The organism is Pantoea sp. GD03673, assembly GCF_029844725.1.
GTDB lineage: Bacteria > Pseudomonadota > Gammaproteobacteria > Enterobacterales > Enterobacteriaceae > Pantoea.
Genome location: NZ_JAOCKJ010000001.1, coordinates 395909 through 412516 on the forward strand (window position 1 = coordinate 395909; position 16608 = coordinate 412516).

14 protein-coding genes are annotated in these 16608 nt (G+C 55.8%); 6 read left to right on the forward strand and 8 right to left on the reverse strand.

What is annotated here, in order from left to right; translation table 11 throughout:
- Positions 1–230: 230 nt before the first annotated feature.
- The 5 genes from N5J69_RS01870 to pdeR all read left to right on the forward strand — a co-directional run bounded on the left by N5J69_RS01870 (position 231) and on the right by pdeR (position 9276).
- Positions 231–2534: an FdhF/YdeP family oxidoreductase gene (locus N5J69_RS01870; RefSeq protein WP_279767727.1), complete on the forward strand. Its 2304-nt coding sequence runs from the start codon at positions 231–233 to the stop codon at positions 2532–2534.
- 114 nt (positions 2535–2648) lie between these two features.
- Positions 2649–4583 carry an exoribonuclease II gene (locus tag N5J69_RS01875; protein ID WP_279767728.1) on the forward strand — a complete coding sequence of 645 codons (1935 nt, stop codon included), beginning with the start codon at positions 2649–2651 and terminating at the stop codon, positions 4581–4583.
- A gap of 195 nt (positions 4584–4778) precedes the next feature.
- Positions 4779–6848 (forward strand): carbon starvation CstA family protein, encoded by a 2070-nt coding sequence (locus tag N5J69_RS01880; RefSeq protein WP_279767729.1) that lies wholly within the window; start codon positions 4779–4781, stop codon positions 6846–6848.
- A complete protein-coding gene (locus N5J69_RS01885; RefSeq protein WP_279767731.1) occupies positions 6841–7131 on the forward strand; it encodes a CstA-like transporter-associated (seleno)protein in 291 nt (96 codons plus the stop codon). Before N5J69_RS01880 ends, N5J69_RS01885 begins: the two co-directional genes overlap by 8 nt.
- Positions 7132–7290: 159 nt before the next feature.
- On the forward strand, positions 7291–9276 hold the full coding sequence (gene pdeR / locus N5J69_RS01890; protein WP_279767732.1) for a cyclic di-GMP phosphodiesterase: 1986 nt from the start codon (positions 7291–7293) through the stop codon (positions 9274–9276).
- Between the two features lie 12 nt (positions 9277–9288).
- On the opposite strand, the gene N5J69_RS01895 is transcribed toward pdeR, so the two are convergent.
- The 3 genes from N5J69_RS01895 to araD form a co-directional block, all read right to left on the reverse strand.
- Positions 9289–10155, reverse strand: coding sequence for a crotonase/enoyl-CoA hydratase family protein (locus tag N5J69_RS01895; RefSeq protein WP_150010300.1), 867 nt, complete (start codon positions 10153–10155; stop codon positions 9289–9291).
- 145 nt (positions 10156–10300) lie between these two features.
- A complete protein-coding gene (gene kdgT, locus N5J69_RS01900) occupies positions 10301–11284 on the reverse strand; it encodes a 2-keto-3-deoxygluconate transporter (protein ID WP_279767733.1) in 984 nt (327 codons plus the stop codon).
- A gap of 217 nt (positions 11285–11501) precedes the next feature.
- Positions 11502–12200: an L-ribulose-5-phosphate 4-epimerase gene (araD, locus tag N5J69_RS01905; RefSeq protein ID WP_279767734.1), complete on the reverse strand. Its 699-nt coding sequence runs from the start codon at positions 12198–12200 to the stop codon at positions 11502–11504.
- A 348-nt stretch (positions 12201–12548) separates the two neighbouring features.
- Here araD and osmB point away from each other — a divergent pair, with 348 nt between their 5' ends.
- Positions 12549–12764, forward strand: a complete 216-nt coding sequence (gene osmB / locus N5J69_RS01910) for an osmotically-inducible lipoprotein OsmB (protein ID WP_279767735.1) — start codon at positions 12549–12551, stop codon at positions 12762–12764.
- Positions 12765–12843: 79 nt separating this feature from the next.
- Here the strand turns inward: osmB and yciH are convergent, their stop codons facing one another.
- From yciH to pgpB, 5 genes are all read right to left on the reverse strand, one after another.
- Positions 12844–13167, reverse strand: coding sequence for a stress response translation initiation inhibitor YciH (gene yciH, locus N5J69_RS01915; RefSeq protein ID WP_279767736.1), 324 nt, complete (start codon positions 13165–13167; stop codon positions 12844–12846).
- Positions 13167–13886 carry an orotidine-5'-phosphate decarboxylase gene (gene pyrF / locus N5J69_RS01920; protein WP_279767737.1) on the reverse strand — a complete coding sequence of 240 codons (720 nt, stop codon included), beginning with the start codon at positions 13884–13886 and terminating at the stop codon, positions 13167–13169. The genes yciH and pyrF overlap by 1 nt, the downstream gene beginning before the upstream one ends.
- A gap of 197 nt (positions 13887–14083) precedes the next feature.
- Entirely contained in the window at positions 14084–15253 is a 1170-nt protein-coding gene (gene lapB, locus N5J69_RS01925) for a lipopolysaccharide assembly protein LapB (protein WP_279767738.1), read from the reverse strand.
- Between the two features lie 6 nt (positions 15254–15259).
- Positions 15260–15568: a LapA family protein gene (locus N5J69_RS01930; RefSeq protein WP_013358009.1), complete on the reverse strand. Its 309-nt coding sequence runs from the start codon at positions 15566–15568 to the stop codon at positions 15260–15262.
- Positions 15569–15702: 134 nt separating this feature from the next.
- Complete coding sequence (gene pgpB / locus N5J69_RS01935; protein WP_279767740.1) at positions 15703–16461, reverse strand: phosphatidylglycerophosphatase B; 759 nt, start codon at positions 16459–16461, stop codon at positions 15703–15705.
- Between the last annotated feature and the right edge of the window lie 147 nt (positions 16462–16608).

The window sequence follows — 16608 nt, forward strand, 5'->3', positions numbered from 1 at the left end:
AGTATTAGCCTGTTGTGAGGAGAACTCCCGTTATCAGCCGGTTAAAGGCGGGTAAAATCTGACCACCATCACATTTATGGCTGATGCACGATAAACGCCAGCTATCGCACCATTAAGTCAATCAATTAGACAAGGTATGAGGATAACTGCAGACTTTGTTTCACCATCAGGCTATAACCTGATAACAAACACCAAACAATAATTCCTACTATAAAAAGCCTGCACTCAATATGAAATTTAAACGCCAAATCAAACCCTACCGCGCGGCTGCGGGCGGCTGGGGTTCACTGGAAGCCACCACGCGTTTCGTTCTTGACAGCAAAGCGGCACTGAAAAATATGCGCAACCTGATGCGCATGAACAAAGCTCGCGGCTTTGACTGTCCGGGCTGCGCCTGGGGTGATGACAATAAAAGTACGTTCAGCTTCTGCGAAAACGGTGCCAAAGCGGTAACCTGGGAAGCCACGCGCCGCATGGTCGACAGCGACTTTTTCGCTAAACACAGCGTGACAACGCTCTATACCCAAAGTGACTACTTCCTGGAGTATCAGGGGCGTCTGACCCACCCGCTGCGCTACAACGCGCAAACTGACCACTATGAGCCGATCAGCTGGGACGATGCCTTTGCGCTGATTGCGCAGCACATCAGGGCGATGGACCATCCGGACCAGATGGAGCTTTACACCTCCGGTCGCGCCAGCAATGAAGCGTCCTGGCTCTATCAGCTGTTTGGTCGCCTGATGGGCACCAATAATTTCCCTGACTGCTCCAATATGTGCCACGAAGCCAGCGGCACCGGGCTGAAGCGCAGTATTGGCGTCGGTAAAGGAACCATTCGCCTGGATGATTTCGACCACGCTGATGCCATTTTCGTCTTCGGGCAGAATCCCGGCACTAACCATCCGCGTATGCTGCACAGCCTGCGTCATGCTGCCGATCACGGTGCGAAGATTGTCACCTTTAACACCCTGCGCGAGCGCGGTCTGGAACGTTTTGCCGATCCGCAGAAACCGCTTGAAGTGGTGACCTCCAAAGCCGGTAATATCAGCTCATCTTATTACCAGCCGAACCTGGGCGGTGATATGGCGGCGGTGCGCGGCATGGTGAAATCCCTGCTGGAAACCCATCGCGCGCGTCTGGCCGCCGGTGAAAGTGGCCTGTTTGATCAGACCTTTATTAATGCCAAAACTAATGGCATTGAGGCCTATCTTGATGCGGTGGATAACACCAGCTGGATGCAGATCGTGGCGCAGTCCGGCCTGACACAGGCGCAGATCCGTGAAGCTGCGGCCATCTACCAGAGCGCCGACCGCGTGATCTGTACCTGGGCGATGGGCATCACCCAGCACAAACACTCTGTCGACACGGTGCGCGAAATCACCAACCTGCAACTGCTGTTTGGGCAACTGGGTAAAAAAGGCGCAGGCCTCTGCCCGGTTCGCGGTCACAGTAATGTGCAGGGCAACCGCACCATGGGCATTGATGAGAAACCGGCTAAAGCATTCCTGGATGCGCTGGGTAATCATTTCAGTTTCGAGCCACCGCGTGCGGCTGGCCACAACACCGTTGAAGCCCTGAACGCCATGCTGCGTGACGAAGTGAAAGTGCTGATCGCGCTGGGTGGCAACCTGGCGGCGGCAGCACCCGACTCCCCGCGCACCGAAGAGGCGTTATCCCGCTGTGGCCTGACCGTGCATATCAGCACCAAACTGAACCGCAGCCATCTGGTGCCGGGTCACGAAGGACTGATTCTGCCGACGCTGGGCCGCACCGAACGCGATCTGCAGGCGACCGGTAATCAGTTTATTACCGTGGAAGACTCTTTCAGCATGGTTCACGCCTCTGAAGGCATCGGTATTCCGCTGGCGGAAACCCAGCGTTCTGAAACCGCGATTGTCGCAGGTATCGCCCATGCCGTGCTGGGTGATGAGAAAGTGAAATGGCGCGAGCTGGCGGGGGATTACAACCTGATCCGTGAGCACATTGCCGCGACGATTCCGGGCTTTGCCGACTTCAATGCGAAGTGCGACATGCCAGGCGGTTTCTATCTGGGCAATGCCGCAGCGGAGTTGCGCTTTAATACGCCAAGCCAGAAAGCGGAGTTCAACGCGTCGGCACTGCCGGACTCCCTGTTCCCGAATCTGGACCAGGATGTGCCCTTCACTCTTCAGACGCTGCGTTCTCATGACCAGTACAACACCACCATTTACGGCCTTGATGACCGTTACCGTGGCGTGTTTGGTCAGCGTGAAGTGGTGTTCATCAACCCGGATGATATGGCAGACCTGGGCTTCACCGAAGGCCAGAACGTCGATATTGAGACGCTGTGGAATGATGGCATTACCCGTCGCGTCAGCGGCTTCAGGCTGGTTCCCTACAATATCCCGCGCGGTAATCTGGCGGCGTATTATCCGGAAACCAACCCGCTGGTGCCGCTGAACAGCTTTGGCGATGACAGTGGTACACCGACCTCTAAATCGGTCCCGGTGAAGCTGGAACTGTCGTCGGCGCTGGCCGATCAGCGTATTGCCTGATCCCCCCCTTTCACACCTTCCTGAAAAGCCGGTTCGTCCGGCTTTTTGCCTTGCCGCGCGGCGTTGATTCGCGTAAAACTGTCAGCCGCAATCAGCCAACGAAACGTAAAAATTATGTTCCAGGATAACCCGCTGCTCGCGCAGCTGAAAGAGAAGCTCCATTCACAAACGCCTCGTGCTGAAGGCGTCGTTAAAGGCACCGAAAAAGGCTTCGGCTTTCTGGAAGTCGATGCGCAAAAAAGTTACTTCATTCCGCCACCGCAGATGAAGAAAGTGATGCATGGCGATCGCATCACCGCCGTGATCCACAGCGATAAAGATCGCGAAAGCGCTGAGCCGGAAACCCTGATTGAGCCGTTCCTGAGCCGCTTTGTCGGCCGGGTGCAGAAGAAAGACGATCGCCTGTCGATTGTGCCGGATCATCCCCTGCTGAAAGAGGCTATTCAGTGCCGCCCTGCGCGTGATGTCAGCCATGCGTTTGAGAACGGCGACTGGGCCGTGGCGGAAATGCGTCGCCATCCGTTAAAAGGCGATCGCGGCTTTTATGCCGAACTCACTGAATTTATCGTTAAAGCTGATGACCATCTGGCACCGTGGTGGGTGACGCTGTCGCGTCACAACCTTGAGCGTGAAGCGCCCGATGTCAGCTTTGGCGAGATGCTGGATGAAAATCTGACGCGTGAAGATCTGACCGCGCTGGATTTCGTGACCATCGACAGCGCCAGCACCCAGGATATGGATGATGCGCTTTATGTGGAAGCACAGGACGATGGTGCCCTGCGTCTGACCATCGCGATCGCCGATCCCACCGCCTATGTGCCGGAGGGCAGTCAGCTTGATAAGCTGGCGGCGCAGCGTGCTTTTACCAACTACCTGCCGGGCTTTAACATCCCGATGCTGCCGCGTGAACTCTCTGACGATGTCTGCTCGCTGCGTCCGAATGTGCGTCGTCCGGCGCTGGTCTGCCGCGTTACGGTGTCCGCCGATGGCACCTTAGGGGATGACGTTGCGTTCTTTGCCGCCTGGATCGAGTCCAAAGCCAAACTGGCCTATGACGACGTCTCAGACTGGCTGGAAAACAGCGGGACATGGCAGCCGGAGAGTGACGCGATTGCGGAGCAGATTCGTCTGCTGCACCGCCTCTGCCTGGCGCGCAGCGAGTGGCGTCAGACCCACGCGCTGGTGTTTAAAGACCGTCCGGATTACCGCTTCCTGCTGGGTGAAAAAGGCGAAGTGCTGGAGATTGTGGCTGAACCACGCCGCATCGCTAACCGCATCGTTGAAGAGGCCATGATTCTGGCGAACGTCTGCGCGGCGACCGTGCTGCGTGACCGTCTCGGCTTCGGCATCTATAACGTGCATGCCGGTTTTGATGCCACCAACGCTGAGCAGGCTGCCGCTGTGCTGGCTAATCACGGGATTACCGTCGATGCACAGGCGATTACCACCCTGGAAGGTTTCCGCGTGCTGCGTCGTGAGCTTGATGCCCTGCCGACCCAGTTCCTCGACAGCCGCATCCGTCGTTTCCAGACCTTCGCTGAGATCAGCACCACGCCTGGCCCGCATTTTGGCCTGGGTCTTGAAGCTTATGCCACCTGGACGTCACCGATTCGTAAGTTCGGCGATATGATCAACCATCGTCTGCTGAAGGCGATTATTCGCGGTGAGCAGATTGCCCGCCCGGATGATGCCGTCACGGTGACGATGAGTGAGCGCCGCCGCCTGAACCGGATGGCGGAACGTGATGTCGGCGACTGGCTCTACGCCCGTTATCTGGCACCGTTTGCCGCTACCGACCGTCGCTTCAGCGCTGAGATTATTGATGTCTCTCGCGGTGGAATGCGCGTTCGCCTGGTCGAGTTTGGCGCAGTGGCCTTTATCCCGGCACCGTTCATTCACGCGGTGCGTGATGAGCTGGTCCTCAGCCAGGAAAACGGCAGCGTACAGATCAAAGGTGACGTGGTTTACCGTGTCACCGACGTTATCGACGTCACCATCGCTGAAGTCCGCATGGAAACCCGCAGCGTCGTGGCCCGTCCCGCCGTCTGAACATCGCGTAACTGAATCTGGCGGGATAACTCCGGTTATCCCGCCTGTTCCTGCACCCGCTTTCCGTGCAAAAACGTTAAATTTGTACCCCGCTTCACACTTCTCCACTGATTAACTTTCACTTACATTCCATTACATTAAGTTTAACTCGTTGTTTTCGATCGCTTTCCTCTCGGTCCCTACAAGGAGTTAGTCATGAAAAACGTCAAAACCAGTGTGATCTGGTTAGCAGTGGCGTTAATCGGCGCGGGCGCTTTCGCCATGCTGGCCCTCAGCCGCGGCGAACACGTCAACGCAGTCTGGCTGGTGATAGCCGCTGTCGCCTGTTACAGCATCGCTTATCGCTTCTACAGCCTGTTTATCGCCCGCAATATCTTCGAACTGGACGATCGCCGGATGACACCCGCCGAGCGGCTGAGCGACGGACTCGATTATGTCCCGACCAATAAATGGGTGCTGTTTGGCCACCACTTCGCGGCCATTGCCGGTGCCGGTCCGCTGGTCGGCCCGATTCTGGCCGCCCAGATGGGCTTTCTGCCGGGCACCATCTGGATTCTGGTTGGCGTGATGCTGGCGGGTGCGGTACAGGACTTCCTGATCCTGTTTATCTCAACCCGCCGTGATGGCCGCTCGCTGGGCGAGATGGCCAGGCAGGAGCTGGGGGCGTTTGCCGGAGTGGTAACGATGCTTGGCGCGCTGGGCGTGATGATTATCATCCTGTCGGCGCTGGCGCTGGTGGTGGTCAAGGCGCTCGCGAACAGCCCCTGGGGCCTGTTTACCATTGCGGCCACCATTCCCATTGCGCTGTTTATGGGCATCTACATGCGCTTTATCCGGCCCGGTAAAATCGCCGAAGTCTCACTGATTGGCTTTGTGCTGATGATGGCGGCGATTATTTATGGCGGCGACGTTGCCCAGCATCCTTACTGGGGCCCCTTCTTCACCCTGAAAGGCACCTCGCTGACCTGGGTGCTGGTGATTTATGGCTTTATTGCTTCGGTGCTGCCGGTCTGGCTGCTGCTGGCCCCCCGCGATTACCTGTCTACCTTCCTTAAAATCGGCGTGATTGTCGGGCTGGCGGTGGGCATCGTCTTTGCCATGCCTGAGATGAAAATGCCGGCTGTCACCAAATTTGTCGATGGCACGGGGCCGGTATTCTCCGGCGCGATGTTCCCGTTCCTGTTTATTACTATCGCCTGCGGCGCGATCTCAGGTTTTCATGCGCTGGTCTCCAGCGGCACCACGCCGAAACTGGTGGAGCGGGAAAGTCATATCCGCTTTATTGGCTATGGTGCGATGCTGATGGAGTCCTTTGTGGCGATCATGGCGCTGATTTGTGCTTCGGTGCTGGATCCGGGCGTCTACTTTGCCATGAACTCACCCGCCGCCCTGATTGGCACCACCGTTGAAAGCGCGTCTCAGGTGATCAACGGCTGGGGCTTTGTCGTCACCCCTGAAATGCTGAGCGGTATTGCCCGTGACGTAGGGGAAGGCTCGATTCTGTCACGCGCGGGCGGTGCACCCACTTTCGCCGTGGGAATGGCCCACATCATTACCGAAATCTTCAACAGCCGGGCGATGATGGCGTTCTGGTATCACTTTGCCATTCTGTTTGAAGCGCTGTTCATCCTGACAGCCGTCGATGCCGGTACCCGCGCCTGCCGTTTTATGGTGCAGGATCTGGTGGGAACCGTGGTGCCTTCGATGGCAAATAACCGCTCATGGCTGGGCAACATGGCGGGCACCACCGTCGCGGTCGCGGGCTGGGGCTTCTTTGTTTACCAGGGCGTGGTCGATCCGCTGGGCGGCATTAACACCCTGTGGCCGCTGTTTGGTATCGGCAACCAGATGCTGGCGTCGATGGCGCTGATTCTCGGCACCGTGGTGCTGTTCAAAATGAAAAAGCAGCGTTACGCGTGGGTGACTATTCTGCCCACCGTCTGGCTGTTTATCACCTCGATGACCGCAGGCTGGCAGAAAATCTTCCATGAAAAGCCGTCTATTGGTTTCCTGGCCCAGGCGAATAAGTTCCGCAAAGGGCTGGATGAAGGCGTGATTATTGCACCGGCCAAAAGCGTGGCAGATATGCAGACTATCGTGTTCAGCAATCAGATTAACGCGGCGCTGTGCGCTTTCTTTATGCTGGTGGCCGTCACGATGCTGATCGCCGCGTTCTTTGTCATCCGCCGGGCATTGCGTAGCAACCTTCCTACCACGAATGAGTCAGCGGTGACGCTGCGCAACAAGGAGGTGCGACATGTCTGATGCCATTCATCAGGGCCACCGTCCACAGGGTGAGTGGCAGATCATCCGCTGCCACCTGACCTTTTCCCCGGCACCGCAGGCACGCAGCTGGCGGGGATTCTGGCGCGGCTTGCAGCAGTGCTTTCGCTTAATGGTCGGGGTACAGGATTATCAAAAATATCTGCAGCATATGCGGCTGCATCATCCCGACCAGCCGCCGATGAATGAGCGCGATTTTCACCGCTACTGCCTGGATGCCCGCTTCCCCAGCCAGGCGGGTAAACTGGGTAAATGTCCCTGCTGACCGCTCGCTACAGCCCCGCAACGCCGGGGCTTTTTTGTGCCATTCTTATCTGGATGTTAAAATATATTTGGTTTGCATCTTGTGCTGGCGTCAGATGATGAATACTGTTGCTAAAATAATGAGATAACGCCTGCAGAGCACTTCCCGGAGGAAGTTTCTATGACCGATGAACAAGGGCAAACGTTGTTGTACACCCTTTTTGGTACAACCAGCCCTCATTGGCGTCTGACCGCGGACAGCGATGCGTTGCATTTTGCCGAAGATGAGTCATCACAAACGAATATCGCCCTGCCGCTGACCCCCGGCCAGGCCGCAATGATCCGCGCGATGCCGGTCATCACTTCAAGCATCAATCTGACGATGACCCTTCAGGGCATTGACGTGCCGATGCATTTTGTCGGACGTAAAGTCAACCAGGCTACATGGGCAGGCACTGCCTCGGCCTGGGGGGATACCTCAGCCGTGGCCCGCGATTTAACGCTGGGGCTTTCATTCGCTGAACAGGTGGTTTCTGAAGCAAATTCGGTGATTGTGATCCTCGATCAGCGCGGGAATATCCAGCGTTTTAACCGCCTGAGTGAAGAATATACCGGCCTGAATGAGCATGAAGTGATTGGCCGTAACGTCTTCCAGCTTTTCATGACCAAACAGGAAGCCTCGCAATCCCGACGTAACATTGCGGGCTTCTTCCGCGACGGCAACTCTTATGAGGTCGAGCGCTGGGTTAAAACTAAGAAAGGACAGAGACTGTTTCTGTTTCGTAATAAGTTTGTTCACAGCGGCAGTGGCAAAAATGAAATTTTCCTCATCTGTTCCGGCACCGACATCACCGAGGAGCGACGCGCCCAGGAACGTCTGCGGGTGCTGGCAAACACCGATACGGTGACCGGTTTACCCAATCGCAACGCCATTCATCAACAGATTAGCCTGGCGCTGGAGCAATCCGGGGGCGATGAGACCGGCGTGGTCTATCTCGATCTCGATAATTTCAAAAAAGTGAACGACGCTTACGGTCACATGTTCGGCGATCAATTACTGCAGGCGGTTTCACTGGCCATCCTCAGCTGTCTGGGTAAAGACCAGACCCTGGGCCGCCTCGGTGGTGATGAGTTTGTGGTGCTGGCTGAACACACCAGTCAGGCCGCACTGGAGGCGATGTCCTCCCGCATTCTGGAGCGGCTGCGTCAGCCTTTCCGCATCGGGCTAATCGAAGTTTATAGCGGTTGCTCCATCGGCATCGCCTTCGCGCCGCTGCATGGTGACGATCGCGAGAGCCTGATTCGCAACGCCGACACGGCGATGTATCACGCCAAAGAGAACGGTCGCGGCAAGTTCTGCGTGTTCGCAGCTGAAATGAACCAGCGGGTGTTTGAATATCTCTGGCTGGATACCAACCTGCGCAAGGCGCTGGAACTTGATCATCTGCTGGTCCATTACCAGCCAAAAATCGACAGTGATGGCCAGGTACGCAGCGCCGAAGCACTGGTGCGCTGGAACTCCCCGGAGCGCGGACTGGTCTCGCCTGCTGATTTTATTCCCTACGCCGAAGAGTCAGGGCTGATAGTGCCGCTGGGACGCTGGGTCATGCTCAACGTGCTGAAGCAGATTATCGCCTGGCGCGAGCAGGGCATTTTCCTGCGCGTCGCCGTCAACGTTTCAGCACGTCAGTTAATCGATCAGAGCATTTACACCGATCTCAAACAGGCGCTGCAAGAAGCCAGTATCACCGACTGCCCCATCGATATTGAGCTCACCGAAAGCTGTCTCATTGAGAATGAGACGGAAGCGCTGAAGCTGATGAAACAGTTTCAGGAGCTGGGCGCACAGGTACATCTGGATGATTTTGGCACCGGTTACTCGTCACTTTCTCAGCTGGCACGCGTGCCCATCAATGCCATTAAACTCGACCAGAGTTTTATCCGTGATATTAACAAGCAGCCGGTTTCACAATCACTGGTGCGTGCCATCGTCGCCGTCGCCAAGGCGCTCGATTTGCAGGTGATTGCAGAGGGTATTGAGACCCCGGATGAAGAGAAGTTTGTCCTCAAAAATGGTGTCGATGGGCGTCAGGGTTACTATTACGCAAAACCAATGCCCGCGGAGCAATTTGGGCATTGGCTGGCTAAGCATCCTGCCCGCGTTTAACGCTGGTTAAGATTAGCCCGCTTTACGCAGTGATGCGCTGTGGCGGTTTTGTAACTGAACCAGGCGTTCCATGTAAGCAATGTCTTTGGGTTCGAGTGTAAAGGCGTAATCGACCCAATCCTCGGTAATGTCCATCAGCTCAGCGCGTGACAGTTGCAGCACGCGCTGACGCGCTTTCAGCATAGCCCGTACGCCATTGAGCTTAGGCCGTAACGTATCGATAAAGGTGCGTGTGGCGCGGTAGCTGTCGCCCGGCTGGAAGACTTTATCCACCAGACCGCGTGTCTCATACCACTCTGCGCTGTGGGACTCCCCTTCACAGATTAACTCCTCAGCAAGTTTCATGCCGGAACGACGCGCGACAAGCGAGTAGCCGCCCATGCCGGGAAACAGGTTAAAGGCGATCTCCGGGAAGCCCATCCGCGCATTGTTCTGCGCCAGAATGAAGTGATGCGCCAGCGCCGCTTCGAATCCGCCACCCAGAGCACTTCCCTCAATCATCGCCAGCGTCACCGCGCCGGTATCGAAACCGCGAGCTGCCGAATGGATGCAGTCAACACAGGCACGGGCATAGGCCCGCAATGCCTCACGGCGGTTATTGCGAATGCACTCCACGAAGAAACGCAGATCGCCACCGGCGTTGAACATCTGCGGCACCAGTGACCCGGTGACCCAGAAGTCGATTGGCAGACCGGAGCGCTGAGCGGCATAGCTCAGGTTCATGATCTCCTCAATCAGCTCATGGTTGAAGCTCGGACGGGGCTGTGCACGCAACATCATCCACATGGTACGACGCCCTTCTTCGTAATAGGCGACTAACTGCGTGGTGTTGCCGACTTCGGTAAATAATCTGCACGTTGCTTGGTTAATAACTGTCATTGTCTCATCCTCTGTTTATATTTTGATGCGCTAAATACGCCACATCAGCGTAATGCAGAGTGAGGCCAGACCAAATGAGAGATTGATTTACAACACAAAATCCAGAGTGATCCCCGACTGGCGCGTCGGGGATTGATTAGGCAGGTTACTTAATAGCGGCACGCTGCCCGACGGCAACATGTAGACGCTTAAGACGTTTTGAATAGATGGCGGTGATGATTGGCACCAGCACAGAGGTCACAATTACGGAAGTGGCAACCAGTGCCGTGGCCGCCGGGGCAACCGGTTTGAACTGAGGCAGCATTTCCGCAATCAGCACCGGTGTTGCTACCGCCGCGCCTGCCGTACTGGAGGCCGCCACGCCAGCCGTGCCATCTCCCCCACCAATCAGCCTGTCGGCCAGAATAAGCGGGATGCCGGTTATAATGATCACTGACACGCCCAGCATGATGCCCAGCAGTCCGGTTTCAGCAATGACACTCAGATTAATGGTGTTACCCAGCGCAAAGGCGAAGAAAGGAATCAGCGTATGTACAGCTTTACCGAAGAAGTCGCGCAGCTCCGGATCAAGATTCCCTAATGCAAATCCCACGACAAACGGCAGGACCGCGCCGACAAACACATGCGGCTCGAATGAGGCGATACCGGCGGTGCCCAGAATAACCATGGTCATTAATGGCCCGGACTCCAGCGACATCAGCACAAATGCCCCCGCTTCCTCTTTGGAACCATATTGCTGCATGATCGAGGCATACAGGCCACCGTTGGTCATGTCCATTGCGGCCACCAGCGCCAGCGTCGACAATCCGGCAAACATCCCTGCCTCGACGCCATTCTCTGGCATTACCCGCGAGGCGATAGCGGCCACAACCCATGCCACGGCAATCTTGGTAAGTACGAGCGTGCCCGATTTACGCAGTACCGTTCCGGTGGCACTGAGTTTAATTGACGCCCCCATACAGAAGAACCAGACGGCCAGAATCGGTACTGTACCGGTCATCAGACCGTTGGTGAAAGAACCGAAATATTTTCCGGCCCCCGGCGAGAAGGTATGGCAGAGTGCGCCGATAAACAGCGGAATGAGCATCATGCCGCCCGGAATTTTGTCTATTGTCCGTTTGATATGCATATGGGTGTCACCTTTGCTATGCCAGAGGGTGGAGCTGGAAGTGCCCGAAGGCGATGCAGGCAAAATAGTGACTTGAGGTCATTAAAACAGTGATCGCCCCGATAAAATGAAACACTGTTTTATTATTGTTGGCAGGTTGTTTTGATAAGTATGATGAAGATCGCCATACCAGTCTCAGATGAGACTAAAAAAACGGGACGCCGTGGCGTCCCGCTGATCATTTCTGCCCGTACCAGGCATTCTCACCATGCTTTCGCAGGTAGTGCAGGTCAAGCAGCGTCTGATTAATTGGCGGCAGGTTAGCGGTGAGTTGCTGGCTGAACAGGCCCATATACGCCACCTCTTCCAGCACGACTGCACTGTGCACTGCAGCGTGAGCATCTTTCCCCCAGGCAAAGGGGCCATGAGAGTTAACCAGCACGGCCGGAATCGCCATGGGGGAGAGTTCGCGCTGCGCGAAGGTCTCGATAATCACCTCGCCGGTATTCCACTCATAGTCGTGCTGAATCTCTTCATTTCGCATTGACCGCGTGCAGGGGATCTCACCGTAGAAATCGTCGGCATGGGTGGTTCCCCAGGCCGGAATAGGTCGCCCTGATTGCGCCCAGATGGTGGCATGACGCGAATGGGTATGGACGATGCCACCCACCTCCGGCCAGGCAAGGTAGAGCGCACGGTGCGTCGCCGTGTCCGATGAAGGACGTTTATCCCCTTCCACTACCTTGCCACTCGCCAGATCGACGACAACCATGTCGTCGCGTTTCATCACCTCATAGCGCACGCCGGAAGGTTTAATCACCAGCAAACCCTGTTCGCGGTCAACCGCGCTGACATTGCCCCAGGTGAAGGTCACCAGGTTGTACTTAGGTAGATCCAGATTCGCTTCCAGAACCTGTTGTTTAAGGTGTTCCAGCATGCCTTTTCTCCTGCTGACAATCGTTACTGAATTTTGCGGAGTCGGGCACAAAAGGGTTATGGAGCAAATGGCTATAAACGCAGAAGGAATGGCTGTGAATGCAAAAATGTGTCGTGATTTAAGAATTTTCTATCTTCGGAATTTATCCAGAATGCTTAGAATCTTCTCAGGCAATGCGTGGCCCTGCCGGGGCTGGCATTGTGACTCACCCGCTACAAACGGTTTGTCCATGGTGATCACATTTCGATGCCGTCACGGATGCGGCAATGATGCGTCACAAGCGGGCTGAGGAAATATCGGAGCTATACTAAGAGTGTTGCCTCTGTGAGCACATCAAAGGAGAAGTGTATGACAACAACAATGAAACGAATCACTGCCGTTATACTGGCGACTACGTTAGCGGTTGCACTGAGCGGCTGTTCTAACTGGTCTAAACGTGACCGCAACACCGCCATTGGCGCGGGCGCGGGCGCGATTGGTGGTTCAGTATTGACCAATGGTAGTGCACTCGGCACAGTCGGTGGTGCTGCTGTCGGTGGTATTATCGGTCATCAGGTCCACTAAGGACCTCATAAAAAAAATAATCGGCTACGCTAAGCATCTGCATCGCAATCGGGCTACACAGGTAGCCCGATTTTTTTATTCAGCCACCGGCCAGTTTGACCTTCATGCCTTTGGCTTCCAGCAGAGTTTTCAGTAAGTCGCGTTTATCGCCCTGAATCTCGATAACGCCCTCTTTTACCGACCCGCCACAGCCGCACTTCTTTTTCAGCTCTGCCGCCAGCAGGGTCAGCGCCGCATCATCCAGGTCAACGCCGGTGATCAGGCAGACACCTTTGCCCTTGCGTCCGCTGGTCTGGCGCTGGATGCGTACAATACCATCCCCTTTTGGCCGCTCTGCTTTTGGCTCAGGCTGCGTGATGCGGCCGCTGTCGGTTGAGTAAACCAGTGGATTATCATTCGCCATTATTGTGTCTCCAGACTCTGCAGAATCGCCTGCAGTGTGGCGGCAGGATCGGCGGATTGGGTGATCGGACGCCCGATGACCATGTAATCCACACCGGCCTGCTTCGCCTGCTGCGGTGTCATGATGCGACGCTGATCACCAGCGTCACTGCCTGCCGGGCGAATTCCCGGTGTGACCAGCGCAAAGTCCTGCCCCATCACCTGTTTAAAGCGTATAGCTTCATGCGCGGAACAGACCACACCATCCAGCCCGCACGACTGGGTCAGCTTCGCCAGTCGCTCTGCCTGTTCTGCCGGTGAAAGCGTAATGCCCAGCTCGCTGAGATCTTCTGCATCCATGCTGGTCAGTACGGTCACCGCAATCAGCAGAGGCGCGTCTTTACCAAAGGGAAGCAGCGCCTCACGCGCTGCGTTCATCATCCGCGCCCCGCCGCTGGCGTGAACGTTGACCATCCAGACCCCGAGATCGGCAGCAGCAGCCACGGCATGCGCGGTCGTGTTAGGAATGTCGTGGAATTTAAGATCGAGGAACAGCTCAAAGCCACGCTGCTGCAGAGTTTTCACCAGCGAGGGGCCAAACAGCGTAAACATCTCTTTGCCCACTTTCAGGCGGCAGCTGCGAGGATCGATCTGGTCGACGAAACGCAGTGCGCTGTCGAGGTCATGATAATCCAGCGCTACCAGAATCGGCGAAGCGGTCACGTTGTGGGGTGAAGGCATGGCATTTCCTCTGCAGTAAGCACCCGCAGGCGCGATTGACAAACGGCAAGCATTCTACCTGCGGTGTCTGGCCATCACAATCGCGATTGCCCCTCTGCCGGGCAATAAATGCACCTGTGCCGAACCCGGATAATTTTCGAGCCTTTAGTATGTTGTAACTATAGGAAGGTGCTATTTATTCTCTTGCAACGGCCGGTTTACTGGCCGTCGAGACCGCGGATAGGTTTAACCGATGACCAGGTCCGGCAGGATGGGCAGTGCCAGTAAAGGGCGTGAGCGGTAAAGCCACATTTCTGGCAGCGATAGCGTGGTTTAGTGCGGATCTGTTCACCGACCATATCGCGCAGCACCATCAGGCTCTCTTTGGCCCGGCCATCCTCTGCTTCACGCAGGTTTAAATCCATCAGCCGATGGAAAACACGCATCGTCGGATGGCGTTCAAGCTGACGACTGATGTAGTTCTGTGCCGCATCATAACCCTGCTGCTGCTCAAGAATGTCAGAAAGATAGAGTTCTGCTGCCGCACCGGTGTTCTGTTCCACGCAGCGCTGCAGGAATTCCGCCCAGGCGTCAGGCTGATCGAGCCGCTGAAAACAGGTTTCCAGCATTCCCAGTGTTTCGCTTACCAGCTCCTTATCCTGATCCAGCACCCGCTGCAGATGCCCCACCGCTCTGGCGAAATCCTCTTTCTCCATCAGAATACGGCCCATCATGATCGAGATGCGGGCGCTGTTACGATCGGCCGCCTCCCCTTTCTTCAGCAGGCTCATGGCACGTTCCAGATCGTCGCTGCTCATCGCCTGCAAAGCCAGTTCACAGTAGAAATGCGCAATTTCGCCTTTCTGCTTCTCTTTGCCGAGCCTGACCAGACGTTCTGCTACCTCAATGGCCTGTTGCCAGTCACTGGTGGCCTGATGAATCAGCAACAGCTGCTGCAGCGCGCCGATGCGAAAATCCGTTTCATCCGTGAGCTGCTTAAACATATCTTCTGCGCGGTCATAGAGGCCCGCTGCCATATAGTCACGGCCCAGCTGCTGTACGGCAAGCAGACGCTGCTCGTAGCTCAGGGAAGCACTTTCCATTAATGCCTGATGGATGCGGATGGCGCGGTCGACTTCCCCGCGCGATCGAAACAGATTACCCAGCGTGAGATGAGCTTCTACCGTGCCGCTGTCCTCTTTCAGCATATCCAGAAAGAGGTCGACCGCTTTGTCCTGCTGATTTGAGAGCAGGAAATTTACGCCAGCGACATATTCACGTGACAGTCGGTTGGCTTCCTGTTGCTTATCCTGATGCGCGCTGCGGCGGCCCATATACCAGCCATACGCAGCCGCCACCGGCAGTAACAGAAACAGCAATTCATGCATTGAGAATTATTCCCGGCCAGCCGGAGAAGATGGCGTGGTCGCCAGGGCGGTGCTCTGCTCAATTTGCGTCTGCATGCGCTTAATTTTCCGGTTGGCATTCGCCAGTGAAACGCGGGTGCGTAACCAGAACAGCCCGCAGATGACCCAGCCAAGCACAAAACCTGCGCCAAACAGCGATGCCAGTAAGGTCGAGATGCTGAACTCACCCTGCGCCAGCAGATAGTTAAAAGTAATAACCTGATCGTTATGTGCGCCTAAGGTGACGGAAATGATGAAAATGACCAGTACCACTAAAAAAATCAGCAAATATTTCACAGTGCATCCTGTTGTGAGGTTGTCGGGTAGAATTATGCCAAAACTCCGGCAAAAATGCTGCTCCCAGCAGCATCGGGAGAGTCGCTTTTGCACAGGCCCGATTCATAATATGGGGTCTTAAGGGAGAATTACAATCAGGGCTCCCGCTGCGCCACTTCTTTTTGCTCTTCCGGCGGCAGCGTCAGCGGACCACAGAAACGCTGGGCCAGCCAGGTAGCGAGGGTGACCAGTAACCAGGAGAGTACGGTTGCCATCGCCAGATCGCGCGGCCAGTGCATGCCCAGCAGCAGACGGCTCGCCATCACGCCCGTCGCCCACAGAAAAATCACCACCACGGTTTTATAATGCCGACGCGGCCAGAGCAAACCCAACGCCAGCAGCGCCCAGCTGGCGGCAAACATGGTATGCCCCGACGGAAAAGCAAAACCGGTTTCAAACGCCCAGTGTCGTTTCAGCCAGCCTGGAATCTGTGTCTCATCGGCAATCAGTGACGTCACCATGTCACCACGCTGTTTGCGCTTCAGTTCGTAGAAAGTGGTTTCATCCAGCCCGTGATGCTGCTCCAGCCAGATCACATAAGGTCGCGGCTCCTGAATCTGCTCTTTGATATAGGATTTGGTGTATTGCCCGGCCAGGATAGTGGCGTTCATGATCAGCAACAGCAAGATAGCGGGCTTCAGACGAAAGCGCAGACACCAGAGCATCCAGGCACTCAGCAACACGCTGGTGACAATACCCCACGGATTGGTGACGGTTTCGGTCATCCAGAAGAGGCCTTTCAGCACGGCATTGCTTTCACCTGGCTGCCAGCGCCAGCCTGACAGCCAGACGGCAACCGGCATGATGAGCAGCAGCAGCATTCCGAAGGTGGTACGACGCGAAATCTTAAACATCCTCTTCCCTTATCCCGGTGTCAAATGACAACATTTGAATAACTTTAGCTTAAAAAAGAATAACATAACCGTTGCCGATTGGATAATTGTGCTTTATCACTGCAATTGGTCTCAGAGATTACCAGCCCGCTTACGGGTTGTGGCACA

Coding starts and splice junctions, on each gene's coding strand:
- N5J69_RS01870 (WP_279767727.1), top strand. CDS start 231: ATGAAATTTAAACGCCAAATCAAACCCTACCGCGCGGCTGCGGGCGGC.
- N5J69_RS01875 (WP_279767728.1), top strand. CDS start 2,649: ATGTTCCAGGATAACCCGCTGCTCGCGCAGCTGAAAGAGAAGCTCCAT.
- N5J69_RS01880 (WP_279767729.1), top strand. CDS start 4,779: ATGAAAAACGTCAAAACCAGTGTGATCTGGTTAGCAGTGGCGTTAATC.
- N5J69_RS01885 (WP_279767731.1), top strand. CDS start 6,841: ATGTCTGATGCCATTCATCAGGGCCACCGTCCACAGGGTGAGTGGCAG.
- pdeR (WP_279767732.1), top strand. CDS start 7,291: ATGACCGATGAACAAGGGCAAACGTTGTTGTACACCCTTTTTGGTACA.
- N5J69_RS01895 (WP_150010300.1), bottom strand. CDS start 10,155: ATGACAGTTATTAACCAAGCAACGTGCAGATTATTTACCGAAGTCGGC.
- kdgT (WP_279767733.1), bottom strand. CDS start 11,284: ATGCATATCAAACGGACAATAGACAAAATTCCGGGCGGCATGATGCTC.
- araD (WP_279767734.1), bottom strand. CDS start 12,200: ATGCTGGAACACCTTAAACAACAGGTTCTGGAAGCGAATCTGGATCTA.
- osmB (WP_279767735.1), top strand. CDS start 12,549: ATGACAACAACAATGAAACGAATCACTGCCGTTATACTGGCGACTACG.
- yciH (WP_279767736.1), bottom strand. CDS start 13,167: ATGGCGAATGATAATCCACTGGTTTACTCAACCGACAGCGGCCGCATC.
- pyrF (WP_279767737.1), bottom strand. CDS start 13,886: ATGCCTTCACCCCACAACGTGACCGCTTCGCCGATTCTGGTAGCGCTG.
- lapB (WP_279767738.1), bottom strand. CDS start 15,253: ATGCATGAATTGCTGTTTCTGTTACTGCCGGTGGCGGCTGCGTATGGC.
- pgpB (WP_279767740.1), bottom strand. CDS start 16,461: ATGTTTAAGATTTCGCGTCGTACCACCTTCGGAATGCTGCTGCTGCTC.